We start from the raw sequence: 23,278 nt of genomic DNA on the forward strand, positions 1-23,278 counted from the left end.
GTTTCCGCGAACTGGCCGGCCTCCCGAAATTTTATGAACGGTCACTGCCGTGGTTGCGGTAGTGGCCCCAGGCAATGGAGTAAAGGCATGACTTATCACGATGCGCTTCGCGACACCAAATTCCCTATTGCCCACGGAACTGGCGAGATGCCGGCCGTTGGTTTTGGCACGCTGTTTCGAGACCTCTCGGTGACCACGCAAGCGGTCAAGGCCGCGTTGGAAACGGGCTTTCGTCATTTCGATTGTGCGGAGCGCTATCGCAACGAAGAAGGTGTCGGTGTTGCTCTGCAGGAGGTTTTACAGGCCGGCAAGGTTCGGCGAGAAGAGCTGTTCATTACCACCAAGCTGTGGAATACCAACCATCGTCCCGAGCGCGTCGAGCCGGCATTTGCCGCCAGCTGCCGCCGACTTCAGGTGGATTACATCGATTGCTACCTGATCCATACGCCGTTTGCCTTTCAGCCCGGCGATGACCAGGACCCGAGGGATTTTCAGGGGCATGTCATCTACGATTCGGGTGTCACCTTGATCGAGACCTGGAGGGCCCTTGAGCGCCTGGTGGATGAAGGCCGGTGCAGGTCCATCGGTTTGTCTGATATCACCCTGGACGCGTTGAAAGCGCTGGTGGCCGTGGCGCGGATAAAACCCGCCGTCGTGCAGGTTGAATCCCACCCTTATCTGCCTGAATGGGAACTGCTCGAGTTCTGCCAGGAGCACGGGATTATCCTCCTGGCATTTGCGCCATTGGGGCATGGCATGGAACCCAATGTGCTGGAAGAACCGGTGATGACTGGAATCGCCCAGTGCTTGCAGAAAACCCCGGCGCAAGTCGCATTGGCCTGGGCGGTACAGCGGGGAACCGCTTTTCTGACCACCAGCGCAACACCGAGCCATATCCAGGAAAACTTCGATATTGCCACCTTGCCGCATCGGGCCATGGCTGAAATCCGGGACGATATCACCACCCGGATACGCTTCAACTCGGTAGTGGAAACCGGCGTGCCCGGGTTTATTCCGCGCAAGAAATAACGCATAAGCAGGGGGCGGCTGTTGCAGGGCCGCCCCTTTTTTACGAGCCATTTTCCAGGCTGGGCTATGGTATTTTTGCTGATTTGCCGAGGTGGAAACGATGGATGTCTTCCAGACCATGCGTTTTTTCACGGTGGTCGCTCAAAGCGGCAGCTTTACCGGGGCCGCCGAGATCCTGAACAGTACCACCGCCAACGTCTCCAAAGCCGTCTCCAGCCTTGAAGCCAGACTGCAAACCCGCCTGATCAATCGGACGACCCGGCGCCTGGCCCTCACCGAAGCCGGTGTGCGTTATTTGCAGCGCTGCGAGAAAATCCTTGATGAGGTGCGTGAAGCGGAAGAAGAGGCCGGTACGGCTCAGGTCATGCCGGCTGGCCGGCTGAAGATTCACGCCATGTCGGCCATCGGCAATCACTATGTGATCCAGGCCATTGCCAGGTATCGAGAGACCCATCCCTCGGTGATGTTTGATCTGGTCCTGACCAATCGGCTGCCTGACTTGCTGGAGGAGGGCTATGACATGTCGATTGTGCTGGCGCGGGATTTGCCCGATTCAGGCTTTGTCGCCCAGCGGCTCGGTAGCACCTACAGCATTCTGTGTGCGTCGCCCGCCTACCTGGAAAAACGCGGGCATCCCGAGTCTCCGGGGGATCTTTGTTCACACGACTGCCTGAGAATCGTGAACACGGTGATGCCGGCTGAAAACTGGATATTCGAAGGGCCCGAAGGCCTGGAGAGCGTCACGACACCCCTGTCTCCCTTGCACATCAATACCGCCGACGGCATGACCGTTGCGATAAAAAGCGGAATGGGGATCGGGATACAGCCGATTGCTTCGGCTGTCGAGGGACTGAGGAACGGAACATTGGTGCGGGTACTGCCCAACCATCATCTTGAAGAGTTGAATCTGTTTGCAATCTATCCCTCGCGAAAGTTCGTCGATGCCAAGATAAAAACCTGGGTCGAGTTTCTCAAAGGCGCGATTCCGGAGTTGTTGGCATCCAATAAGGAAATTGTCGGTTCACAATAACGATAATGGCTTTTTCATCTGGCCGTGCGGGGAAGGAGTGTCGACCCTCCATCGTCCACAAAGGCACTCAGCCGTTCGAGCAGCCGCTACCCATGACATCGTATTGCAGGATATGGCGTTGGCCGTGGGAGTCGTCATAGGTCATCTGCACGGGCACCGGCGCGCATTGGTCGGCGGCCTCGGTGATGGCAATGACTTTCTCGATATCGGGTTTTGCTGCAGCGGTGTACGTTTCAACCGGGAGCTGGCTGGTGGCGGCTGTTGAATAGCCGTCGTCGGCAAATGCCTGCGCCGCTGCACTGCCAAGAATAAGAACCAATGCCATTTTTGCGAAGTTCATGATGTTCACCGTGTCGTCTGGAGTTTCGAGTGTTTACCTCGTGAGGGGTTAATGCTTATTGCATTGGCTCACTGGGTAGAGACGATATTAGGTGTTTGTTATTCCCCCATATAGCGGCTCACTGGACAAACACTGTTGCCAGATTCCACATCAATGACCGACTGGAAAAGACAACGGCCCCAAATCAGGGGCCGTTGTCGTTCCGCGAGGTAATGGCGCCGAGCGGCTTTATTCGGTGGTGCGCTCATGATGGCTGGAGACGAATTGCTTGAAGCGTTCGGTAGGCAAGCCTTCGAACAGTTCCGTCGGCGTGCCCTGGACGTCGATCAAGCCGCCGTGCATGAATACCACCCGGTTTGACACGTGGCGGGCAAAGCCCATTTCGTGAGTGACCACCAGCATGGTGCGACCTTCTTCGGCCAGGGAGCGCATCACCCGCAGCACTTCGCCCACCAGTTCAGGGTCAAGGGCCGAGGTCGGTTCGTCAAACAGCATCACCTGCGGGTTCATCGCCAGTGCACGGGCAATCGCCACGCGCTGTTGCTGACCACCGGACAGGTGCGCCGGGTAATAGTCGCGACGATCGTACAGGCCGACCTTGTGCAGCAGGGCCTCGGCTTCCTCGACGCACTCGGCACGGGAGCGCTTGAGCACCCGCATCGGGCCTTCAATGACGTTTTGCAGCACGGTCATGTGCGACCACAGGTTGAAGCTCTGGAACACCATGCCCAGGCAGCTGCGCATGCGCTCGACCTGGCGGGCGTTGCTCGGGGTCTGGCGGCCGTCGGCGTGCTGCTTCATTTCGATCATTTCACCGTTGACGGTGATGATGCCCTGATCGGGGGTTTCCAGCAGGTTGATGCAGCGCAGGAAGGTACTTTTACCGGATCCACTGGCGCCGAGGATCGAGATCACGTCGCCCTTGTGGGCTTCAAGGGAAATGCCCTTGAGGACATGGGCGCTGCCGAAGGACTTCTGAATATTAGTCACCGACAGGGCAGAGGCGGACTGAGTGCTCATGGCAGGCTCCGTATCAAATCAGGAATGGGTAGGCAGCGAAGGGCTGGCTTTTTTGATGGCGTCGACTGGTCGCTCCCGCAAGTGCGGCGAGAGACGATACTCAAGCCAGGCGACTGCACGGACGACCAGGAAATTCAGCACCAGGTAGATCATGGCCGCGCAAATGAACACTTCCATCGTGCGATAGGTGCGCTGGATGATCTGTTGCGCGACCCCCGTCACGTCCCACACCGTCACCAGGCTGGCCAGCGCCGTGGACTTGACCAGCAAGATGGCTTCGGTGGAGTAGGCCGGCAGGGCCTGGCGCAGGGTGACCGGCGCAATGATCCGGCGCAGCAATTCCCACGGCGACATGCCCACGGCCTTGCCGGCTTCGATCTGCCCCTGGGGTACGCTGAGCAGCCCGCCACGAATGATCTCGGCGGTATAACCGGCGGTACACAGGGCCAGTGAAACCACCGCGCAGCCATAGGGCGACTTGAGCAGGACCCAGGCGAAGCTGTCGCGGATGGCTGGGAACTGGCCCAGCCCGTAGTAGATCAGGAACATCTGGATCAGCAGCGGCGTGCCGCGAAACAGCATGATGTAGAAACGCGCCGGGTAGCTGAAGAACCACCAGCGGCTGACCCGCAGGCTGACAATGCCGACGGAGAGGGTCAGGCCGATCACCAATGAGCAGAAAAACAGCGTCAGCGTGGTGGGCAACGCGGCCAACAGCTTGAGCATGGTGTCAGCGAGGAACGGAAAATCGATCATAAGTAGTCCTTCCGACTCTGACTAGACTGGGCTGCGCTGCTGCGTGCGACGCACGCGAGCCTCGGCCATGTTGAAAAGCCGACCGGACAGGCCAGTGAGAACCAGATACACGATGCCCCCGATGATGTAGAACGTGAAATATTGCCGGGTCGATCCGGCCGCGACCTGACTGGCCCGCATCAATTCCACCAGGCCGATCACGGAAATCAGCGCGGAGTCTTTCAAGCTCATTTGCCAGACATTGCCCAGCCCGGGCAGCGCGAAGCGCAGTACCTGGGGGATCAAGATCCGTTTGAAACGCATGGCCCGGCTCATGCCGATGGCCAATCCGGCTTCCAGCTCGCCCTTGGAGACGGCGAGAAAAGCGCCACGGTAGACCTCGGCCTGATAGGAGCCGGAAATCAGCCCGACCGCCAGCGCGCCCACCAGAAAAGGCGGCACGTCGATATAGCCTTCGCCGCCGAACCAGTGGCCCACCGCGGTGACCACACTGGCGCCGCCAAAGTAGAACAGGTAGATCACCAGCAGCTCAGGGATGCCCCTGAACAGAATCGAATACAAGTCCCCGAGCCAGCGCAGGGTGCGCCGACGGGATAGCTTGGCCGCCGCGACCAGGCTGCCAAATACCGCACCCACCAGCAGCGCCGCCAGGGTCAATATCACGGTCATGCCTGCTGCCTTGAGCAGCGCCATTCCCCAGCCTGAGTCACCAAAACTGAGTAGCTGCAAGAGGTTCATAGAAGGTCCCACTTATGATGAAGGTTCAAGCAACCCGGCAACCGTTACGTTGCCGGGCCATTCAGAATCACTGCTTAGGGGTAAGGTCTGCCTTGAACCACTTCTCGCTCAGTTTCTTGATGGTGCCGTCAGCCATGGCTTCCTTGAGGGCTGCGTCGAACTTGGCTTTGAGCTCCGGGTCTTTCTGACGGAAGCCCAGCGCTTCGCCTTCACCCCAGATCGGGCCTTTGATGACCGGACCGGTGAAGACCAGCGGTTTGTTCTCTGGCTTGTCCATGACCGAGTTGAAGAAGGTCACGTCATCGAAAGCGACGTCGATACGGCCAGCCAGCAGGTCGAGGATGGCTTCGGCCGAGCTGCCGTACTCGCGAATGGTCGCGACATCCTTGAAGTTCTCATCAATGAACGATGTGTAGATGGTGCCGGAGGCGATACCGATGGTCTTGCCTTTGAGGGCCTTGCGCAGCTCTTCAACGCCGGCGCGGACTTGCTTGGCATCGGTGCCCAGGGTGATGGCGGCGGCGTCACCGGTCTTGCCCGGCAGCAGATCGGCTTTCAGCGAGACGAAGCTGGCCGGGGTCTGGGCGTAAGGCGTCGAGAAGGCCATGACCTTCTGGCGTTCCTCGTTGATGACGATGGCGTCCATCAGCACGTCGAATTTGCCGGCATTGAGGCTGGCGATCATCCCGTCCCAGTTCTGTACCACGACGTTGCACTTGAGCTTCATGCGCGGGCAGATGATATCCATCAACTCCGGTTCGAAGCCGCCGATCTTTCCACCTGGGAGCGTCAGGTTCCAGGGCTCATAGGCGCCCTCGGTGGCGATATTCACCGAGGTCCACTCTTTGGCCTGCAGTGCCGGGGCACAGGCCAGAACCATTGCACTGAGCGCTACAGAACCCAACCAGCTTGATTTCTTCGACATCTTGATAATTTCCTGCCTAATCAATGGAGTGTTGCGAACTGATCCGGCTCAGGCCGAATCTCCAATGCTTGCCTGCGCAACGGTTCTTGTGCAGACAAGACAAAACCATAAACAGCCAACCCGCCAGTCAAGCCGGTTAATTCGCACCCCTGATGGTTTCAGCCTGGCTGGCCGTCCCCTCTCCATGTGCTCCTGATCGATCGATCAAGCCGTGATCATCGGCAGGTTTGTGGCCTTGCTCTCGAACGTAAACCGGTGCTGTGCACAGATCGTGCTGGCAACTTATACGCACACACATTTACTTGTACATACAAGCATATGCAATCAAGCGGCCAACTTGCCGGGTCGCCGTGCAATAAAACCTGGGATTTTGCTGCAGCGCTTGTAGGACAAGGCTTTGCTGGGCGGGGTTTTTTTTCTGGAAGCTTTGCCGAGGAGGTAACGGTTGTTACCTGAGCTGGGAATTGCGCCACGTTGGGGCGCTCGGTGACAGTTTGAGAGATGTTAGTGCGCGATGGGGAACGTTTTGGGGAGGGCTTGTATAGCGAAAAAGGCCGTCCTTCAGCCGTCGAGAGGTAGCCAAAACACCTACCTTGACGGCCAAAGGACGGCCCCGGGGTCAACCTGTTTACTTGAGGTTTTTCTGCACCGTGGCCAGCACCTCACCACTGCGTACCTGCTCGGTAACACTCACCATGTCCAGATAGAAGGCACGATCATGGTCGGCGACCGGTACGCGACTGCGCACCAGGTCGTAAACCGCCTTGGTCACGCTGGAAGCTTTGTGCACGTCATGGAAGTCCAACGCCTGGCAACCCACCAGCAGTTCAATCGCCAGCACCGACTCGAGCTTTTCGGAAACCTTGTAGGCCTTGATCGCGGCGTTGTACGCCAGGCTGACCAGGTCCTCCTGGTTGGCGCAGGTCGAGAAACTGTCGACCGTGGAGGGGAATGACAGCGCCTTCATTTCCGCATACAGGCCCGCCGCGGTGTATTGCAGGATCATATAGCCGCTGTTGAGTCCCGGGTTGCGCACCAGGAAGGCCGGCATTTCGCTGAAGTGCGAGTTGACCATGCGGTCGATGCGGCGTTCGGAAATCTTCGCCAGGCTGGCCAGCGCCACGCACAGCGAATCCGCCGACATGCCGATATAGCTGCCGTCGAAGTTGGCGCCGGAAATGGCAATGCCGTCACCGTCCTCCAGCGGGTAGATGATCGGGTTGTCGCCCGAGGAGTGGATTTCGTTCTGGATATTTTCCCGGGCGTGATCGATAAAGCGTTTCGACGCACCATGCACCTGGGGAATGGCCCGCAGGCTGTAGGCGTCCTGCAACCGGTAGTCGATGTTTTCGGCGATCAGTTGGCTGTCGTGCAGCATTGCCTTGATCTCCCGGGCGGTTTGCGCCTGCTCCTTGTGGGCCTTGATCGAGTGGTAACGCGGATCGAAGGCCCGAATCGTGCCCTTCAGTGCTTCCAGCGAAAGGGCGGCGGTGACGTCGGCCAGGGCGGCGCTCTGCATGGCATTGTAGAGGGCCAGAATCGCGATGGCGGTCACCGACATGGTGCCGTTGAGCATGGCCAGGCCTTCCTTGCACTGCAGGTCCGTCGGTTGCAGGCCAACCTGTTGCAGGGCGGTGGCGCCATCCACCCATTCGCCGCCATTGACCCGGGCCTTGCCCTCGCCGAGCAGGACCAGGGCCAGGTGCCCTTCGACGGCCAGATAACCCACCGACCCCTCGCCGGGCGCAAACGGCACGACGTCATGGTTGAGCAGGCCGGCAATCAGCTCCAGCAACTCCAGGCGTACCCCGGAAAAGCCTTTGCCCAGGCTGATCAATACCATCAACTGGATGGCCCGAACCTGTTCACGCTTGAGCGGCTCGCCGACGGCGACGGCATGGGAGCGCACGATATTGACCTGAAGCTCCTTGGCATTCTGTGGCGAAATCACATGCCGGACGTTGTCGCCGAAGCCGGTGGTCACCCCATAGACCAGGCGATTTTCATCGAGGAAACGCTCGACCAGACCCCGGGACCGGTTTACGCGATGCTTGTAGGTCTCGGAAAACGACACCTTGGCGGAGTAACGGGCTACCGCGACGAACTCTTCGATGGAAGGTTCCCTGTCGCCAAGCACGACCTGAGTGATCTGCTGAGGATGAGCTGTCATTGCGAACTCCCGAGAAACGAAATGATTGAGGACCCGGCCCGGCCGGGCCATCGCTCGATTGAGCGTGGGAGAAGGCTAAAGCGATTTATCGATGAAGAAAATATGGCAATTTCTGTTAGTTTTAATAGAATTTCTAAACTTAAAATGCCTTCGAGAGCTTTGTACCGCCATGAGCCGTCTACCGCCTTTACGAGCCCTCCAGGTGTTTGAAACCGTCGGTCACTGCGGCGGTATCTCCCAGGCGGCCAAACGCCTGAACCTCTCCGTGGGCGCCGTGAGCCAGCAGATGAAGTTGCTGGAGGAGGCGCTGGGCATGAGCCTGACGGTCAAGGAGGGACAGCGCCTGCGGCTGAACGCCATTGGCCTGCGTTTTCATGGGCGCTGTTCCACGGCCTTTGAAGAGTTGAGGGCCGCCGTTTCCGAAGTCGAGCGTTCGAAAAATCCCAACAATCTGTATGTCAGTGGCCTGCCTTCACTCATGACCCGGTGGTTGGCGCCCCTGACCTACGAATGGCAGCATGAGCATGGCGACCTCGACATCTATCTGGACAGCACGCTGGCGGATACCTCGGAGGAAGAAAACGCCGATTTTCGGATCGGTTATGGCGAGCCAGGCCAATATGCCGAGCACAGCGTCGTGCTGTTTCGCGATTGTGTGGTGCCGGCCTGCTCACCGAAGCTGTTGAGCCTTGCGGGCTATCCGGGCCGGGTGGAGCGGGCCGCTGACCTGCTCCAATACCCGCTGATCCGTATCGATTCGCGGCCGAAATTCGACTCGCCGCCCTCATGGGCCGAATGGTTCGAGCACGAAGGTGTGGCGGTCGAGCAGGCGATTGTCATCCGTCGCAGTTTTTCTTCGTCGAGCATGGCGATTCAAGCCGCCATCGATCACCAGGGGGTGGTGCTGGCGCAGTTTTCGATGATTTCCCGCGATATTGATGAAGGGCGCCTGGTCATTCCCTGGGGCCGCGCCATGCCGCTGCCTTCGCCGTATTACCTGAGCTGGCACCCCAACACCCTGCAGAAATCCCAATGCCGGGCCTTTCAGCGCTGGTTGATTGGCCGGGGCAGGGCACAAGAGGAAATTACCGCTGGCTTGATCGCTACCCTCTGAGTGAGCCAAAACCAAGTATCGTGAATGTTGCGCGGGGTTTTGGTAGATTCCCCGCGCTTACAGCCTGCCTTGCACGGCAGCTTCAGAGACTGAGCTTCAGATTCGGAAAGGTTCATGGCTAAGAAACCAGCGGCGTCCTCCACTGACACATCGATCACCGCGCCCAGGAAGGGCGCCAGCCTGACCTTGATTGATGTGGCGAAGGTGGCCGGCGTTTCGCCGATGACAGTTTCCCGGGCCTTGCATCGACCGGAGCTGGTGACCGAGGAGACTCGGGAAAAGGTCCGTGAAGCGGTGCGCAAGACCGGCTATGTTTCAAATATGCTGGCTGGTGGCCTGGCGAGTAACAAAAGCCGCCTGGTGGCGATTTTCCTCCCGACCATTGCCAACTCCATTTTTGCCGATACCGTGCAATCGCTGATGGATCGCCTGACCCAGGCCGGCTATCAAACCCTGCTGGGGCTGACCGGCTACTCCGCCGAGCAGGAAGAAAAGCTGCTGGAAGCGGTCCTCGGCCGTCGGCCGGACGGTATTGTCCTGACTGGCACGCTGCATACCGAATCCAGTCGTCTGCGACTCGCCCAGGCGGGTATTCCGGTGGTGGAGTCCTGGGACTTGAGCGAAGATCCCCTGGATATGCTGGTGGGCTTCTCCCATGAGAAAGTCGGGGAGGAGACCGCACGGCATTTGCTGAAAAAGGGCTACAAGCGTTTCTCGGTAGTGACCATCAGCGATCCTCGCGGTCTGCGTCGCTGCAACAGCCTGATCGCCGAGCTCAAGCGCCAGGGTATCGAAGAGGTGCCGATGGAGATCCTGGCACCGCCGGCCACCCTCGAAGTGGGCAGGGAAGGGCTGCGACGCCTGCTTGAACAGCCCGTGCCGCCGGACATCGTGGTGTGCAGCTCCGACACCGTGGCTCAGGGTGTCCTAGCCGAAGCCGCCAGTCGCGGGATGAAGGTACCGTCGGATCTGGCGGTGATGGGCTTCGGCGATCTGAGCAGCGCGGCGCAGGTGCACCCGGCCTTGTCGACCGTCAGCGTCGATGGCAGGAACATTGGCCTGCAAGTGGCCCAGGCGCTGCTTGAGCGCTTCGAATATCCCGCCGGCAGTCATCATCCCGTGCGAATCGACACCGGTTTCACCCTGATCGACCGCGCCAGCACCTGATCCTGAAAACAGCTTTTTTCCGATAATCGCAGGGTTGAATGATTGCGCAATCAGTGTAGTATCGGCGCAAAGGTCATCTGCTCTGTCGGGCGGGACCTTTTTTTGAATCTTTCGATGATTGCGCAATCATTTGCCGATCATGCTGTTATCAGGAGCCGTAAGGGCCACATGGATTCGCCGCTGCACTCACAATAAGGAAAATAATAGTGATCACGCCCACGCCATCGGTCGCGAAGACCAACGTCCGCTATCTCATCCTCGTGATGATCTTCATCGTCACCGTGTTCAACTACGTTGACCGCGCCACGCTGTCCATTGCCGCCCCGAGCATGCGCACCGACCTTGGCTTCGATGCCATGACCATGGGCATCGCTTTCTCGGCCTTCGGCTGGGCCTACACCTGGATGCAGCTGCCCGGCGGCATCGTTCTCGACCGTTTCGGCTCGCGTCTGGTGCTTGGCATGAGCCTGATCATCTGGTCGGTGTTTACCTTCCTGCAGGGCTACGTCGACCTGTTCAGTTCGGCCTTTCTGGTGCTGTTTGTCCTGCGCTTCATGATGGGGGTGGCCGAAGCACCGGCGTTTCCGGCCAACAACCGCCTGACGGTGATGTGGTTCCCGCGCCATGAACGGGGCCTGGCCACGGCGGTGTTCCAGTCCGCGCAATATTTTGCCCTGGCGGCGTTCACCCCGGTGATGGTCTGGCTGGTCAGTACCTGGGGCTGGCAGCACGTGTTCTGGGTCACCGGTGTGGCCGGTATCCTGATCGGCTTGCTGTGGTTTCGCATGGTTCAGGAGCCGCGCAAGGACAAACGTACCAACCAGGCTGAAATCGACTACATCGAAGCGGGCGGGGGCTTGCCCACCCTCGGCGACGTGAAGACACCCTTCAGTTGGAAAAGAATGAAGGCCATCGGCGGCAACCGCATGATGCTGGGCATCTACCTGGGCCAGTTCTGCCTGACCTCGATCACCTGGTTTTTCCTGACCTGGTTCCCGACCTACCTGATCGAAGCCAAGGGCATGACTCTGTTAAAGGTCGGGCTGGTGGCCGCCATTCCCCCCATCGCCGGTTGCCTGGGCGGCATGATCGGCGGTGTCTGGTCGGACTGGATGCTGCGCAAGAACTTCAGCCTGACCGCGGCCCGCAAGACACCGATCATCTGTGGCCTGTTGCTGTCGAGCAGCATCATGGTCGCCAACTACACCCAGTCGATCCCCCTGGTGATCCTGGTGATGTCCATTGCCTTCTTCGCCAAAGGGGTCGGCAACCTGGGCTGGTGCATCGTCGGTGACGTTTCGCCGGCCCGGGCCATGGGCGTCAGCGGGGCCATGTTCAACTTCTGCGGCAACCTCGCGAGCATCGTCACCCCCATCGCCATCGGCGTGATGATCAACCAGTTGGGCTCTTTCGATGTCGCGTTGATCTACGTGGCCGGCATGGGGTTGCTGGGGGCGTTTTCCTATCTGTTTATCGTCGGGCCGCTCAAGCGCCTGGAATTCGATGATTTCGAGGATCCACCGGCCAAGCCTGTCGAAGAGGGCGCGCTGAACAGCGAACTGACACCGCACCGTACCTGATCTCTTTTCAAGACCTCATCACCGTTCAAGGAGAGCGCCATGCTCGCAGCACAACACACCATCAAATCCTCCGACGACGACCGTATTGCCTGGGTGCGTGTGTCTTCGGTGATCCTGCCGCTGGCCAATCCGATCAGTGATGCCAAGGTGCTGACCGGCCGGCAAAAGCCGATGACCGAAATCGTCATCCTGTTCGCTGAAATCGAAACCATCGATGGTCATCGTGGGCTCGGCTTCAGTTACTCGAAGCGGGCCGGTGGGCCGGGGCAATTCGCCCATGCCCAGGAAATCGCCCCGGCGCTGATCGGCGAAAATCCGAGTGACATTGCCAAGCTGTGGACCAAGCTGTGCTGGGCCGGCGCCTCGGTGGGGCGTAGCGGCCTGTCGACCCAGGCCATCGGTGCCTTCGACGTGGCCTTGTGGGACTTGAAAGCCAAGCGCGCCAATCTTTCCCTGGCGCGCCTGCTCGGTGCCCAACGTGATTCCGTGCGTTGCTACAACACCTCCGGTGGTTTCCTGCACACGCCGCTGGATCAACTGATGAAGAACACCGACCTGTCTCGTGAAAAGGGCATCGGCGGCATAAAGCTGAAAGTCGGCCAGCCGGATTGCGCCATCGACATCCAGCGCGTCAGCACGGTTCGCAAGCACCTGGGTGACGACTTCCCCTTGATGGTGGATGCCAATCAGCAATGGGATCGCCCGACGGCCCAGCGCATGTGCCGCCAGTTTGAACAATACAACCTGATCTGGATCGAAGAGCCGCTGGACTGCTATGACGTTGAAGGCCATGCCGCCCTGGCCCAGCAATTCGATACGCCGATTGCTACCGGTGAAATGCTTACCAGCGTTGCCGAACACGCCGAGTTCATCAAGCTGCGCGGTGCCGATTTCCTGATGCCCGACGCACCGCGGGTGGGGGGGATTACGCCTTACCTGAAGGTGGCGGCCATGGCTGAGCAGGCGGGCCTGATGCTGGCGCCGCACTTCGCCATGGAGCTGCACGTTCATCTGGCGGCGGCTTACCCGACCGAGCCTTGGGTCGAGCATTTCGAATGGCTTGAGCCGCTGTTCAACGAGCGTCTGGAAACCCGTGACGGTCGCATGCTCGTGCCTACCCGTCCCGGTCTGGGGCTGACGCTCAGCGAGCAGGTCAAAGCCTGGACAGCGCAGGTTGCCGAGGTCGGTGTTCGTCCATAACCCCGTTCGAGGTCGTGTGTGACGCCTATGAGCACCTCGCCAAAGGTGCCGTTGGCAACGTCGTTATCAAGGTCGCTGGAGCCTGATCTGTTTCAACGACCGATTGATACGCACACAATCAAAGGTCGTCGGATCAAAGTCGTTATCGCCGAACCACTCCAGTACGCTCTCATGCTCGGGGTGGCTGGCGTCATTCAGGGCCGTCAGGAACTCGTCATAGCCCAGCATGCCGCCGATATCCTCGGGGGGCCGGGCGTTGGCTCCGTCGATGCAGTAGGGCAGTTGCGGGCAAACGTCGGCGGGGATGATTTTTTCCAGCCGGATCAAGTGCTCCCAGCCATCCCTGAAATCATAGACATAACGGAAGGTGCGGTTCCCCCGCAGGGCGCTGATCAGTGTCGTGTGTTTCTCCGCAACGATCGGAGGTTTCCAGCCGGTGCTGGAGTCGGAAACACCGTAGCTGTCACCGGCAATTTCAAATTCGTGCAGGTGCGTGTCCGTCCAGCCCATCGTCGCCTGGATAACCTGGTGCAGGTTGCCCAGGGTGATGCTTTCGGGGACCGCCACCTGGCGCCAGATCGTGGGGGTTATCCACTTCAACTCAATGCGTAGAATCAGCACTCGGTCGGTTTGGGGTGTCGGCAGTTGGGCAATCTGGGTCATGGGTCAGGCAGCCTCTCGAGGGTCAATGGACAAGGAGCGAGATCAGGGATCGCTCTGGGCTTCATCGGTCATCCACTTCAAGTGTTCAGTCTCTGGAGGGTCTGTTGTAGGAACTTGATTGATGGACGGTCTACTTCGATGGTAGCGACGTTGTTCATCGGCGAAAATCAGACTGCAAGGACAAGTTTGGTATGAATCAGCCTACAGTAATAGGGTTGTATTTAAACGTTACGGGCTGGGAGACGCCATTCAGTCTTATCGGGTTGTCAGCGTTTCGAGTGTTTTTTGGAGTTTGTTGATATCCATTGGCTTTTGTATGCACTCATTGAATATGGATGCCTGGCATTTTCTTCGAACTTCCTCCAGTGGGTTGGCGGTAATGGCGATGATGGGGGTGGTCTGCGGATCAAACCCTTGCTGGCGAATCTTCATGGCGGTCTCAATACCGTCCATTCCGGGCATTTGAATATCCATCAGGATGGCGTCATAGGATTTGCACAGCATGCCCAGGGCTTCATATCCATTACTGGCTATGTTGACGCTGCAATTAAGGCTTTTCAGGATTTTGCAGTGAAACTCGCGCACTCGTTCATCATCGTCGACGATCAATATGGAGAGCCAGGCACTTGGCTTGGGTTGGCTGTCGGTAGAGGTCGTTTCCTTGGCTTGCTCTGCAATACATTGAAAAAATTTAAGCATATCGGCACCTGACAGCTCAAGGTCGGAGCAACTTCTTTCGAAATGGGCCATAAACTGTTTCATTTGTTCCAAGGTCATGCTGTCCGTCTTCCTGGCTCCGGACTTGAGCTTCCGGAAGGTCTCCATGATGTCAGTCAATGGCTCAAACAAATGACGGCTGAGGGTTTGCTTGCTGATCGGGAGCCTGATGCTGTTCGGATGTGTATTTTGGCACATAGAAGCTCCCTCTGTTCCCCGGGGCGATTTGCTTTGTGGTTCGCTTTGAAATTTATAAAACGAATGGACTTGTCGTTCAATAGGGGGATATATCGTTTGTTGCTGATGTTTTTGTAGGTCGAATCTTGTTGGTGTGTAGGGTGGAGGATCGTTTTGTGCTGCTAGGTTGATTTTTTGGTGTATCCATTGCCAAGTTAGGCAAAGTATGTAGAAAATTGATTGAATCAAGGACTGAAGGTTCACCTCATGCAGATTGATAAAACGTGGCATCTGGCTACCACTGATGGTGAAGTGAGTTGGACTGAGTTCGAATTGCAGCTTTGGAGGGCGTTTAATGCCTTCAAGCGTTGGCAGTTGGAGTGCGAAAAGATGGCCAACGATAATAAAATATCAGTTGATGAGCTTGCGGTGCTTCACGTTATTCGGATGAATGATCGACCTAAAACCATTGCGGAGGTGGGGCAGCTGTTGAATCGCTCTGATTATTTTAATATCAATTACAGTGTTACAAAGCTCAGTGAACGAGGGTTGGTAAAAAAATATCAACCGTTCAAGAATAGACCGGTGCAACTCAGCGTTACCGAGGCAGGTCGCGAGAATACGGAAAAATATACAGAGGCACGCAAAAATATATTGTTCGGGGAATTTTCACGCGAAATCAGTGGTATCAACCTCAAGGAGGTCGTCCTTGGACTCAGACAAATCAAGGGTGTGTATGAAGAAGCTCATCGGGCGGCTTCGACTTATAGGTCTGTCACTACGGATTCTGGTTGAACTCAGTTTGAGTTCTCGAGGGGCGTTTTTACGATGAAGAGCACCTGTTCAAGCGGCTGGATGATCGGGCATGTGTAAGCGACCACACTCCGTGACGGGAGAGTGATTCCTGGCGCATTGAGTGTGTGCGTTGCTCAGCTCGGCCCTTCCGCACGCGCAACCTCGCTGCGCAGGGCATTGGCCAACTCTTCGCAGCATCGGTAATAGGTGCGCTCGGCGATCTTGACGGCTTTGAACCCTTCTTCCAGCGTGTCTTTGGGCGACTTGCTCAAGGCGGCGACCGTCGTGCGCCATGCCGCGCGGGCGTTGTCTGCTTCGATCAGGTAGGGCTTCAAGAGAGCTACGTCAATCATCGTCATGGAGGGTGATTCCTGTCTCTGGTTTTTTCTACGGCAGGCCGGCGACCGAATGCCCACCACCCCTGTCTTTTTCTTCGCTCAGCTTAGGGGGCAGCGAATGAACTGTCGAATCTTCGCGCGCCCGCCTGACCACCCACCTGTCATCCTGTCGATACCGGGCTTTGCCGACGATCAGGCATACTCTGCGCCGTCGAGATGAAAAGGATCAAACCATGTTGTTGAGTAAACGCGAGCAGGCGCAGATCGAGCGTCGCCTGGTTGCCGCCCTGACCGAGGCCTGCGAGACGGCGAAGGCCAGGATCGTCGGGTTTGCCTGGCTGACCCACGAGGTGGACTTCGCGCACTTTCCCGCCAGCCTGCGGGTGACCTGGGTTTTCGACACCCGGGCCAACCGTGACCAGGCGATGTCCGGCGAGTCGGCCCAGATGCTTGAACTGACCGCCGAAGCCCTGCGCGAAGCGGACGTTGAGGTCAAGCAGGTCGCGGCTCATCTGACGTTCGACAGCGAGGAGCACTGCCAGCAGGTGAGCGCCGGTAACTGGCAACAGCACCTTGCCCGCACTCCACGCCCGGGACGCCACTGAATCATGGCCAAGGACATCGACAATCCCTGTATTTCCGTGTGCCAGCTCAACAGCGAGATGTGCCTGAGCTGTGGCCGCTCCAAGGAAGAGATCAAGCAGTGGAAGCGCATGAAGCGCCCGGAAAAAATGGCCGCGGTGCAACGGGCGACGCTACGTCTGAAAAGCCTGCAGAAAAAGAAGCGTTAATCCGCGTCAAAGTCCGTGGAACGGGTCAGCGCCTCCCAGGCGTGGAGTTCCGCGGCATAGCTGGCGAGCTTTTCCCGAACCAGCGTGAGCGCGTCACTGCCCAGCAGCAGATGAGCCGGCGGCTGGTCGCTGGCGATCAGGCTGAGCATGGCCCTGGCCGCTTTGACGGGATCGCCCAGCTGTTTGCCGCTCTTGGCTTCGCGGGCCGTCCGGATGGGATCGAACAGGGCGTCATAGTCGGCGATGCTGCGCGGCGAACGGACCATGGAGCGGCCCGCCCAGTCGGTACGAAACGATCCCGGGGCCACGGCGGTTACCGCGATATTGAATGGCTTGAGTTCCTTGCCCAGCGCTTCGGATATCCCTTCCAGGGCGAATTTGCTGCCGCAGTAGTCAGTGATGCCGGGCATTGTGATGAACCCGCCCATGGAGGTGATATTGATGATATGACCGCGACGACGCTGACGCAGATAAGGCAGCAGTGCCTTGGTCACGGCCACGGCGCCAAAGACATTGACCTCGAACTGCTGTCGTATTTCCTCGAGTGATGATTCTTCGAAGATCCCTTCGTGACCATAACCTGCGTTATTGACCAGGACATCGATCGGGCCCAGGGAGGATTCCATCTCGGCCACAGCCGCGTCGATCCGCCCGAAATCGGTGACATCGAGCAGGCGCCCGAAGGCTTGTGAAGGGCCCAGGGCCTCAAAGGCCTGCCTGGCCGGTTCGTTGCGCACCGTACCGATCACGCGATGGCCGGCGGCAATCGCCTCCAGGGCGAGGGCTCGCCCGAAGCCGCTGCTGACGCCGGTGACAAGCAGGGTTTTGACTGACGACATGCTGATTTCTCTCATGGCAAGGGGATGGGGCGACAACGGGATGTTCCGCTGTACGAATGCCGCAACTTTAGTCCTCGTGCGCCGCGAGGGAGAGCTCGCTTCCTCTGAATGTCTAGCCTATTCCTATGAGCGGTCTGTTATTCCGGGCCGGCCTTGAGCACAATCGACGACAGGGTCAGTGAGGGCGGGGGAATCAGGTGAACGGCGAGACGTGGGACCCCTGCGACGTGCGCAAGCGCATGATTGCGCTGATGGACAAGCTGACACCCCGGGAAGGCTACAACCTTACGGTGTTGCCGCAGGTGCGTTTCCTGCGTTCCAATCGGCCGCTGAGCCTGACCCCGGTGTTTTACCAGCCCGGTATCGTCATTGTCTGCCAGGGCAGCAAGCGCGGTTTCTTCGGCGACCAGGTCTACCTCTACGATGAACAGCACTACCTGGCCGTTTCAGTGCCGGTGCCGTTCACCATGCAAACCCAGGCCACCGAGCAGGCGCCGCTGCTGGCCATCTACCTGTATCTGGATTTCAATGTTGTCGCGGATCTGATCCTGCAAATCGACCAGCAGGGTGGCGTCGCGGCGTCCAAGCCCCAGGGCATGTTCTCGACCCCCATGGACCGGGTGATGAGCGAATCGGTCCTGCGTTTTGTCGAGGTGATGGACCGGCCTCTGGAGGCGGAGATCCTCGGCCCTTCACTGGTCCGTGAAATCTACTTTCGGGCGTTGACGGGGGAACAGGGCGGCGCCATGCGCGCGGCACTCACCCAGCAAGGCCAATTCGGCAAGATAGCCAGGGCCATTCGCCGGATTCACGGGGCCTTCAGCCAACCGCTGAGCGTGGAGCAATTGGCCGCTGAAGCGGGCATGAGCGTTCCTTCGTTCCATGGTCATTTCAAGTCGGTCACCCAGACTTCACCGCTGCAATACCTCAAGTCGATCCGGCTGCACCAGGCACGGCTGCTGATGGTCAGGAACGAGGTGAGCGCCGCCAGCGCTGCTTTGGAAGTGGGTTACGAAAGCGCTTCGCAATTTGGCCGTGAGTTCAAGCGGCTGTTCGGCAACAGCCCGGTTGAGGAGGTCAAGCGCATGAAGGCCAGTTTCGTGGTGCCGCCGCCGGGGTGGCCTGCCAGCGCAGGCCCGGCAATGCACCGACAATAAACCCCCGCCCGTCGCCCCACGCGGGCCTTTCAACACGACTCCGTTACCTGAACTATGTTGTTAATAACCATGCCTGCACCTTGCGGCCTGGGGGACGAGTGGCTCTTGGCGTTCAAGCAATCTGCGGCGTCAGTTCGAGGCGACCGATGGTCTCAGTGATTGCCCAGGTACACCGATAGTCTTGGAATAACACGGCAAAAGGGATTCTTGCAGTCATGTTCAATACTCATCTGAAGAAGAGATTAGAGAGCAAAGAAGAAGAGCTTTTCAAGTTGCACCAGTTGTTCCATGGCATGACGGCGGAAATGGTTTCACTGGTGCTCGACCCGCAGTTCCGCGTCATCGACTTCAATCAACGCTTTCTCGACCTGCTGGGGTATGCCGCCGAGCAGGTGCGGGATCGACCGTTGGAGCAGATCGTTCCGGCCTATGTCAAAACCCTGGACTGTTACCGTAACCTCAAGGCTGCGGTGGCCAAGGGCGAGTCGGTCAGCGACAACTACCGTTTCCTGCGCGCCGATGGCACCCTGGCCTGGTTGCAGGGCAGTTGGCAGCCGGTCCGGAACGAGAAGGGCGAGTTGTTGCACATCCGGTGTTTCGCTCGCGATGTCAGCCAGACCGTCGAGACCATGAAGGAGAACGAGGCCTTTATTCGGGCACTGCTGCGTTCCACGGCGGTGATCGAGTTCAATCTCAAGGGCGAAGTGATTACCGCCAATGACCAGTTCCTGCGGGCCATGGGCTACTCGCTGGCGCAGATCGTCGGCAAGCATCACCGTATTTTCTGTTCTCCCGAAGAGGTCGCTTCGAATCAGTACCAGGCCTTTTGGGCGACCCTCAATCGTGGGGAGTTCGTCGCGGATCGGTTCAGGCGCATCGACAGCCAGGGGCGCGATGTCTGGCTGGAGGCCACTTATAACCCGGTCCATGATGCCCAGGGCCAACTCTACAAAGTGGTCAAGTTCGCCAGCCTGGTGACCGACCAGGTGGAGCGCGAGAAAGAGGTCAGCGAGGCGGCGGGGATTGCCTACGACATCTCCCTGCAGACCGACACGACCGCGCAGCGCGGGGCCACGGTGGTCAAGGACACGGTGATGACCATGCAGGCCATTTCCGAGGAAATGCAGTCGGCCTCGGAAGGCATCGAGGCGCTGGGCAAGCAGTCGATGCTGATTACCTCGATGGTCCAGACCATTGGCGGGATTGCCGCGCAAACCAACCTGCTGGCGCTCAATGCCGCCATCGAGGCGGCCCGGGCCGGGGAGCAGGGCCGTGGTTTCGCGGTGGTGGCCGACGAGGTCCGGCAACTGGCGGGGCGCACCAGCGCCGCCACCGAGGAAATCGTCACCCTGGTTCAGCAGAACCAGAAGCTGGTGGACGAGGCGGTGCGGGACGTGTCCACCAGCCGGCACAAGGCCGAGCAGGGCGTGTCCCTGGCCAACCAGGCCGGTGAGGTGATCATCGAGATCCAGGATGGGGCCAAGCAGGTGGTGGGCGCGGTGGGGCGGTTTGCCAATCAGTTGAAGTGAGTGGCAGATTGGAATGGGATCGGGCGGCCAGGGGATTTCCTGATCCGCCCGAGTGTTCTGGTTGTCGGATGTTAAATCCGGGTTTCAAGTGCGAGCATCAGAAGCGAGTCCACCGTCGCCTTGGCCATTTCCACTGACTGCATGACAGTCAAAAGTTGATGGTGAGCTGTTTCGTGATTGCCCAGGTTGATGTTGTCGGCAGTATCTTCGGCGGTTTCAAGTATCTGCGAAACGTTAGCCAGCACGTTCAGTAGGCCGATGTCTTCGCGAATCGCCAATAGCGAGGGGATCTGAGAGTGGGCTGTTTCAAAGGGTATTGGCGGGTGTGCTTCGGCAGTACCTGAACGCAGTGTTTCATTGGCCGATGGTTCTGAATCCAGTCGTGAAAAAATGGCGTTGATGCTTTGGCGAATGAAAGCTGCTTTATCTTCGCCGGTCGGATTAATCGGAAGGTAGGGCGAGTCAGGCGTAATTTTCTTCATCATTTGTGTAGCTCCTGGACGCTCCTATATCTTTATTTCGGTCTGTCAAAACCGGTCGTCGATGGGCGGCGACCCTGAAACGTTATCGACGTGGATACATTGGCTCAAGCAGAGGCTTCTTACAGGTGTGTAGGCTTTGTCGGTGAATTGGGTGAGGGGCTTGTCAGCCTGTTGCGTAAGTAACAAAAGCCATCCGATACCCAGGCGCCCCTCGCTTTAGAAAACCGCCCGCAACGCCAGTATCGCCAGGTAGATCAGGGCCACTCCGCACAGCCCATGGCTGAGCCGCTGCCAACCCGGTGATGCGGCTTTCCTGAGTGCGTTGACCAAGGCCGCGATGACAAAGCAGCAGGCTACCGAGGCAAACATGAAGCCGGCAAAGAACATCAGGGTTTGCCCGTGGCTCGGGGTCTGGCCGACGATGCCGGAGAGGGCGCTGCCCAGCGCGCCCCAGTAGACGACATTTTTCGGGTTGGCGATGGAAATGGTCGCGCCGACCATCAGGGCGTTTGTCCCCGGCCGTTCGGTCGCGCTTTCGGCCTCGGGCAGTTGCCAGGCATCCTTCAGGCTGCGGATACCCAGCCACGCCAGATAGGCCGCGCAGGCGCTTGTGAGCGGAATCCGTACCTGCTCGTGTTCCAGCAGCAGCGAAAGCCCCGTCAGCCCGATCACCGCCCAGAGCGCGTCCCCCACCAACGAGCCGATTTGCACCAGCAGCGCTGGCTTGAAACCATGAAGCAAGCCGCGGCGCAAGGTTTCCGCCAGGACAGCCCCCGGCGACAGGCAGAACACCACGCCGAAGATCAGCGCGGAGAAGAAGATCGTGAGCATGCAGGCCTCCAATAACCGTTTGGCGGCATTGTCGACGCAGACCTGAAAACGATCTTGTACCGGATTGCGCTTTTCAGCGTTTCACGGCGCTTTGATAACGGCCGGGTGTCAATCCATAGGCCGCCTTGAAATGCCGGTTCAGATGGCTCTGGTCGGTAAACCCCAGGGTGTAGGCAATGTCGCCAGGCGCTGCGCCTTTGCGCAACAGCCCCTGGGCGCGTCGGGTTCGCAGTTGCATGGCCCACTGTCGCGGGCTGAGTCCGGTTTCGCGCTGGAAGGCTCGCAGGAGATGGAATTTCGACAGGCTGAACTCGTCGCTCAACTCTTCCAGGCTTTGCGGTGCCTGCAAGCGCTCGGCGATGATTTCCTGGGCCCGGTTCACCAAGCCGCGTCCCACTGAGGTGGTGCCCGGCAGGCGCAGCCCGCTCAGTGCCACGATCTCGCCCAGCAGCACGACCAGCGTCTCCTCGGCGATGGCCCGGAGCAATGGGTCCGGCAGCAACGACTGTTCCACCGCATGGGCAAACTTTTCCGCGAGCTGCGGCTGGTAGCAGAGCGCCCGACCAAACTCCAGATGGTTCAGCCCCAGGTCCGTCGCCAGTTGCCCGGCACTGACGTAGAGGCTTACGAAACGCCAGGGTGTACCGGGCGCAGCGCCTCCACCCTGGATCTGGCCGGGATTGTAGAGGGTGATATTGCCCGCGCCGGCGCCGAAAGTCCGCCGGTCAAGCCAGACCTTTTCCTCGCCCAGCAGATTGACCCCGATCACGCACTCATCGTGGCTGTGCCTGGCGAAGTTCAGGCCGGTGCAGGCGGTGCTGGAAATCTCGTACTTGTCCAACCAGGCATAACGTATGGAGTTCAAAGGGAGGGCCCGCCATTGCACTGTGGCGCTCAGGATACCCAGCCTTTGGGGTGTGATCCATGGGGGTTTAAAAATATCTTGTTACGTTTTATGAGCGTTTGTGGGTAATTTTTTCATGAGCGGTATGACCAGAGTTTATTGCGAATAGGGCATGTAATCTATTCGCTGTGTTGTGCGTAAGTATTGTCGTTTATTTTTTAAAAACTCAATTTATTCAGAGGGTTATAGATTAGAGATTAAGTTCATTGTTTCAGCGTTAGATGGACATTCTTGTTGTTTGAGCTAGGTTGAAGGTTCTCCCTGAGTTGGAGAGATTTCTTTCAAAGGAGTGAGAAAAATGAACAAGCCTTTATCTAAACCCGAACTTAAACATGGCCGTGTCGTTTCGCCGTCCAGCCGTGGATCGGTGGCCGTGGAACTGGGGTTGCTCGGTACCTGGCAGGTCAATGAAATGGAAGGCGGGAAGAACTTTCCGGCGCTCACCGCCGGGCCTTTCCCGAAACCGTTTGAAACCGATGACCAGAGCGTCATTCCACCCGCTGACGGTTACATCCTCAGTGGCGGGAAAAACGATGCCCGTGACTGCATCAACTTCACCGACGAGGAATTGAGCAAGAAGCTCAATCGCCCTTATGCCTGGCCACTGCTGAACGTCAACCCTGGGCAGGCCTTCCAGGTGCAGTGGGAATACACCGCCGCCCACGTCACCCGGGGCTATCGCTGGTTTATCACCAAGGACGGCTGGGACCCGAAACAACGCATCAGCCGTGGGCAACTGGAAGCCAAGCCGTTTTACGAGGACTTCTACACCCAGGTGCCTTACTACCAGCACAGCGATGAGTTGAAGGCCAAGGTGGAGCACGAGGTGAAACTGCCGGCGGGCAAGAAAGGCCATCACGTCATCGTCCTGTTGTGGATCGTCGCCAATACCGGCAACGCCTTCTACCAGGCGTTTGACGTGGACTTCAAATGACCTTGCCTCTGGGCAATCGATCTCATGTAAATTTCTAAAGGACTGGAATGTG

The 23,278-nt window shown here is 58.5% G+C and carries 25 protein-coding genes; 12 read left to right on the forward strand and 13 right to left on the reverse strand.

What is annotated here, in order from left to right:
- The first annotated feature begins 87 nt into the window (after positions 1–87).
- Positions 88–1,029, forward strand: a complete 942-nt coding sequence (locus M5C71_RS19385) for an aldo/keto reductase (RefSeq protein ID WP_248744962.1) — start codon at positions 88–90, stop codon at positions 1,027–1,029.
- 100 nt (positions 1,030–1,129) lie between these two features.
- The gene (locus M5C71_RS19390) at positions 1,130–2,059 is read left to right on the forward strand and encodes a LysR family transcriptional regulator (RefSeq protein WP_103494993.1); all 930 of its coding nucleotides are present in this window, start codon (positions 1,130–1,132) and stop codon (positions 2,057–2,059) included.
- Positions 2,060–2,126: 67 nt separating this feature from the next.
- On the opposite strand, the gene M5C71_RS19395 is transcribed toward M5C71_RS19390, so the two are convergent.
- From M5C71_RS19395 to M5C71_RS19420, 6 genes are all read right to left on the reverse strand, one after another.
- Positions 2,127–2,399, reverse strand: a complete 273-nt coding sequence (locus M5C71_RS19395; protein WP_103494992.1) for a DUF2790 domain-containing protein — start codon at positions 2,397–2,399, stop codon at positions 2,127–2,129.
- A 228-nt stretch (positions 2,400–2,627) separates the two neighbouring features.
- Positions 2,628–3,419 carry an ATP-binding cassette domain-containing protein gene (locus tag M5C71_RS19400; protein ID WP_152737459.1) on the reverse strand — a complete coding sequence of 264 codons (792 nt, stop codon included), beginning with the start codon at positions 3,417–3,419 and terminating at the stop codon, positions 2,628–2,630.
- Between the two features lie 18 nt (positions 3,420–3,437).
- Positions 3,438–4,175: an ABC transporter permease gene (locus M5C71_RS19405; protein WP_103494990.1), complete on the reverse strand. Its 738-nt coding sequence runs from the start codon at positions 4,173–4,175 to the stop codon at positions 3,438–3,440.
- Positions 4,176–4,196: 21 nt separating this feature from the next.
- A complete protein-coding gene (locus M5C71_RS19410; protein ID WP_100942876.1) occupies positions 4,197–4,913 on the reverse strand; it encodes an ABC transporter permease subunit in 717 nt (238 codons plus the stop codon).
- A 67-nt stretch (positions 4,914–4,980) separates the two neighbouring features.
- Positions 4,981–5,838 (reverse strand): transporter substrate-binding domain-containing protein, encoded by an 858-nt coding sequence (locus M5C71_RS19415; RefSeq protein WP_178129759.1) that lies wholly within the window; start codon positions 5,836–5,838, stop codon positions 4,981–4,983.
- A gap of 628 nt (positions 5,839–6,466) precedes the next feature.
- The gene (locus M5C71_RS19420) at positions 6,467–8,008 is read right to left on the reverse strand and encodes a histidine ammonia-lyase (protein ID WP_248768522.1); all 1,542 of its coding nucleotides are present in this window, start codon (positions 8,006–8,008) and stop codon (positions 6,467–6,469) included.
- Between the two features lie 169 nt (positions 8,009–8,177).
- Here M5C71_RS19420 and M5C71_RS19425 point away from each other — a divergent pair, with 169 nt between their 5' ends.
- The 4 genes from M5C71_RS19425 (at position 8,178) to M5C71_RS19440 (ending at position 13,069) form a co-directional block, all read left to right on the forward strand.
- Positions 8,178–9,122: a LysR substrate-binding domain-containing protein gene (locus M5C71_RS19425; protein WP_248744964.1), complete on the forward strand. Its 945-nt coding sequence runs from the start codon at positions 8,178–8,180 to the stop codon at positions 9,120–9,122.
- Between the two features lie 114 nt (positions 9,123–9,236).
- Positions 9,237–10,289, forward strand: a complete 1,053-nt coding sequence (locus tag M5C71_RS19430) for a LacI family DNA-binding transcriptional regulator (RefSeq protein ID WP_103494987.1) — start codon at positions 9,237–9,239, stop codon at positions 10,287–10,289.
- 263 nt (positions 10,290–10,552) lie between these two features.
- Entirely contained in the window at positions 10,553–11,869 is a 1,317-nt protein-coding gene (locus M5C71_RS19435) for an MFS transporter (RefSeq protein WP_103495016.1), read from the forward strand.
- 39 nt (positions 11,870–11,908) lie between these two features.
- Positions 11,909–13,069, forward strand: a complete 1,161-nt coding sequence (locus M5C71_RS19440; protein WP_248744965.1) for a mandelate racemase/muconate lactonizing enzyme family protein — start codon at positions 11,909–11,911, stop codon at positions 13,067–13,069.
- Positions 13,070–13,135: 66 nt separating this feature from the next.
- On the opposite strand, the gene M5C71_RS19445 is transcribed toward M5C71_RS19440, so the two are convergent.
- Positions 13,136–13,732, reverse strand: coding sequence for a plasmid pRiA4b ORF-3 family protein (locus M5C71_RS19445; RefSeq protein WP_248744966.1), 597 nt, complete (start codon positions 13,730–13,732; stop codon positions 13,136–13,138).
- A gap of 255 nt (positions 13,733–13,987) precedes the next feature.
- On the reverse strand, positions 13,988–14,917 hold the full coding sequence (locus M5C71_RS19450) for a response regulator (protein WP_103494984.1): 930 nt from the start codon (positions 14,915–14,917) through the stop codon (positions 13,988–13,990).
- Here M5C71_RS19450 and M5C71_RS19455 point away from each other — a divergent pair.
- On the forward strand, positions 14,894–15,421 hold the full coding sequence (locus tag M5C71_RS19455) for a winged helix DNA-binding protein (protein ID WP_103495015.1): 528 nt from the start codon (positions 14,894–14,896) through the stop codon (positions 15,419–15,421). The two genes, M5C71_RS19450 and M5C71_RS19455, sit on opposite strands and share 24 nt — an antisense overlap.
- Before the next feature lie 134 nt (positions 15,422–15,555).
- Here M5C71_RS19455 and M5C71_RS19460 read toward each other — a convergent pair whose 3' ends face one another.
- A complete protein-coding gene (locus tag M5C71_RS19460; protein ID WP_103494983.1) occupies positions 15,556–15,780 on the reverse strand; it encodes a hypothetical protein in 225 nt (74 codons plus the stop codon).
- A 212-nt stretch (positions 15,781–15,992) separates the two neighbouring features.
- On the opposite strand from M5C71_RS19460, the gene M5C71_RS19465 reads away from it, so the two are divergent.
- Both M5C71_RS19465 and M5C71_RS19470 read left to right on the forward strand, forming a co-directional pair.
- Positions 15,993–16,364, forward strand: a complete 372-nt coding sequence (locus M5C71_RS19465; RefSeq protein ID WP_248768523.1) for a hypothetical protein — start codon at positions 15,993–15,995, stop codon at positions 16,362–16,364.
- 3 nt (positions 16,365–16,367) lie between these two features.
- Positions 16,368–16,550 (forward strand): DUF1289 domain-containing protein, encoded by a 183-nt coding sequence (locus M5C71_RS19470; RefSeq protein WP_103494981.1) that lies wholly within the window; start codon positions 16,368–16,370, stop codon positions 16,548–16,550.
- On the opposite strand, the gene M5C71_RS19475 is transcribed toward M5C71_RS19470, so the two are convergent.
- A complete protein-coding gene (locus tag M5C71_RS19475; RefSeq protein WP_248768524.1) occupies positions 16,547–17,389 on the reverse strand; it encodes an oxidoreductase in 843 nt (280 codons plus the stop codon). The genes M5C71_RS19470 and M5C71_RS19475 overlap by 4 nt on opposite strands.
- 251 nt (positions 17,390–17,640) lie before the next feature.
- On the opposite strand from M5C71_RS19475, the gene M5C71_RS19480 reads away from it, so the two are divergent.
- Together M5C71_RS19480 and M5C71_RS19485 are read left to right on the forward strand one after the other, a co-directional pair.
- Positions 17,641–18,546, forward strand: a complete 906-nt coding sequence (locus tag M5C71_RS19480; RefSeq protein ID WP_248768555.1) for an AraC family transcriptional regulator — start codon at positions 17,641–17,643, stop codon at positions 18,544–18,546.
- Between the two features lie 215 nt (positions 18,547–18,761).
- Positions 18,762–20,075, forward strand: a complete 1,314-nt coding sequence (locus tag M5C71_RS19485) for a PAS domain-containing methyl-accepting chemotaxis protein (RefSeq protein ID WP_248768525.1) — start codon at positions 18,762–18,764, stop codon at positions 20,073–20,075.
- A gap of 71 nt (positions 20,076–20,146) precedes the next feature.
- Here M5C71_RS19485 and M5C71_RS19490 read toward each other — a convergent pair whose 3' ends face one another.
- The 3 genes from M5C71_RS19490 to M5C71_RS19500 all read right to left on the reverse strand — a co-directional run bounded on the left by M5C71_RS19490 (position 20,147) and on the right by M5C71_RS19500 (position 22,253).
- A complete protein-coding gene (locus tag M5C71_RS19490; protein ID WP_248768526.1) occupies positions 20,147–20,560 on the reverse strand; it encodes a hypothetical protein in 414 nt (137 codons plus the stop codon).
- Between the two features lie 213 nt (positions 20,561–20,773).
- Entirely contained in the window at positions 20,774–21,388 is a 615-nt protein-coding gene (locus tag M5C71_RS19495; protein WP_248768527.1) for a LysE family transporter, read from the reverse strand.
- Between the two features lie 73 nt (positions 21,389–21,461).
- Positions 21,462–22,253: an AraC family transcriptional regulator gene (locus M5C71_RS19500; RefSeq protein WP_248768528.1), complete on the reverse strand. Its 792-nt coding sequence runs from the start codon at positions 22,251–22,253 to the stop codon at positions 21,462–21,464.
- A 337-nt stretch (positions 22,254–22,590) separates the two neighbouring features.
- Between M5C71_RS19500 and M5C71_RS19505 the strand changes: the two genes are divergently transcribed.
- Positions 22,591–23,226, forward strand: coding sequence for a lytic polysaccharide monooxygenase auxiliary activity family 9 protein (locus tag M5C71_RS19505; protein WP_248768529.1), 636 nt, complete (start codon positions 22,591–22,593; stop codon positions 23,224–23,226).
- Positions 23,227–23,278 lie beyond the last annotated feature (52 nt).

The organism is Pseudomonas sp. MWU12-2345 (assembly GCF_023242385.1).
Taxonomy (GTDB): Bacteria; Pseudomonadota; Gammaproteobacteria; order Pseudomonadales; family Pseudomonadaceae; genus Aquipseudomonas; species Aquipseudomonas gingeri_D.

Coding starts and splice junctions, on each gene's coding strand:
- M5C71_RS19385 (WP_248744962.1), top strand. CDS start 88: ATGACTTATCACGATGCGCTTCGCGACACCAAATTCCCTATTGCCCAC.
- M5C71_RS19390 (WP_103494993.1), top strand. CDS start 1,130: ATGGATGTCTTCCAGACCATGCGTTTTTTCACGGTGGTCGCTCAAAGC.
- M5C71_RS19395 (WP_103494992.1), bottom strand. CDS start 2,399: ATGAACTTCGCAAAAATGGCATTGGTTCTTATTCTTGGCAGTGCAGCG.
- M5C71_RS19400 (WP_152737459.1), bottom strand. CDS start 3,419: ATGAGCACTCAGTCCGCCTCTGCCCTGTCGGTGACTAATATTCAGAAG.
- M5C71_RS19405 (WP_103494990.1), bottom strand. CDS start 4,175: ATGATCGATTTTCCGTTCCTCGCTGACACCATGCTCAAGCTGTTGGCC.
- M5C71_RS19410 (WP_100942876.1), bottom strand. CDS start 4,913: ATGAACCTCTTGCAGCTACTCAGTTTTGGTGACTCAGGCTGGGGAATG.
- M5C71_RS19415 (WP_178129759.1), bottom strand. CDS start 5,838: ATGTCGAAGAAATCAAGCTGGTTGGGTTCTGTAGCGCTCAGTGCAATG.
- M5C71_RS19420 (WP_248768522.1), bottom strand. CDS start 8,008: ATGACAGCTCATCCTCAGCAGATCACTCAGGTCGTGCTTGGCGACAGG.
- M5C71_RS19425 (WP_248744964.1), top strand. CDS start 8,178: ATGAGCCGTCTACCGCCTTTACGAGCCCTCCAGGTGTTTGAAACCGTC.
- M5C71_RS19430 (WP_103494987.1), top strand. CDS start 9,237: ATGGCTAAGAAACCAGCGGCGTCCTCCACTGACACATCGATCACCGCG.
- M5C71_RS19435 (WP_103495016.1), top strand. CDS start 10,553: ATGATCTTCATCGTCACCGTGTTCAACTACGTTGACCGCGCCACGCTG.
- M5C71_RS19440 (WP_248744965.1), top strand. CDS start 11,909: ATGCTCGCAGCACAACACACCATCAAATCCTCCGACGACGACCGTATT.
- M5C71_RS19445 (WP_248744966.1), bottom strand. CDS start 13,732: ATGACCCAGATTGCCCAACTGCCGACACCCCAAACCGACCGAGTGCTG.
- M5C71_RS19455 (WP_103495015.1), top strand. CDS start 14,894: ATGCAGATTGATAAAACGTGGCATCTGGCTACCACTGATGGTGAAGTG.
- M5C71_RS19450 (WP_103494984.1), bottom strand. CDS start 14,917: ATGCCACGTTTTATCAATCTGCATGAGGTGAACCTTCAGTCCTTGATT.
- M5C71_RS19460 (WP_103494983.1), bottom strand. CDS start 15,780: ATGACGATGATTGACGTAGCTCTCTTGAAGCCCTACCTGATCGAAGCA.
- M5C71_RS19465 (WP_248768523.1), top strand. CDS start 15,993: ATGTTGTTGAGTAAACGCGAGCAGGCGCAGATCGAGCGTCGCCTGGTT.
- M5C71_RS19470 (WP_103494981.1), top strand. CDS start 16,368: ATGGCCAAGGACATCGACAATCCCTGTATTTCCGTGTGCCAGCTCAAC.
- M5C71_RS19475 (WP_248768524.1), bottom strand. CDS start 17,389: ATGTCGTCAGTCAAAACCCTGCTTGTCACCGGCGTCAGCAGCGGCTTC.
- M5C71_RS19480 (WP_248768555.1), top strand. CDS start 17,641: ATGGACAAGCTGACACCCCGGGAAGGCTACAACCTTACGGTGTTGCCG.
- M5C71_RS19485 (WP_248768525.1), top strand. CDS start 18,762: ATGTTCAATACTCATCTGAAGAAGAGATTAGAGAGCAAAGAAGAAGAG.
- M5C71_RS19490 (WP_248768526.1), bottom strand. CDS start 20,560: ATGATGAAGAAAATTACGCCTGACTCGCCCTACCTTCCGATTAATCCG.
- M5C71_RS19495 (WP_248768527.1), bottom strand. CDS start 21,388: ATGCTCACGATCTTCTTCTCCGCGCTGATCTTCGGCGTGGTGTTCTGC.
- M5C71_RS19505 (WP_248768529.1), top strand. CDS start 22,591: ATGAACAAGCCTTTATCTAAACCCGAACTTAAACATGGCCGTGTCGTT.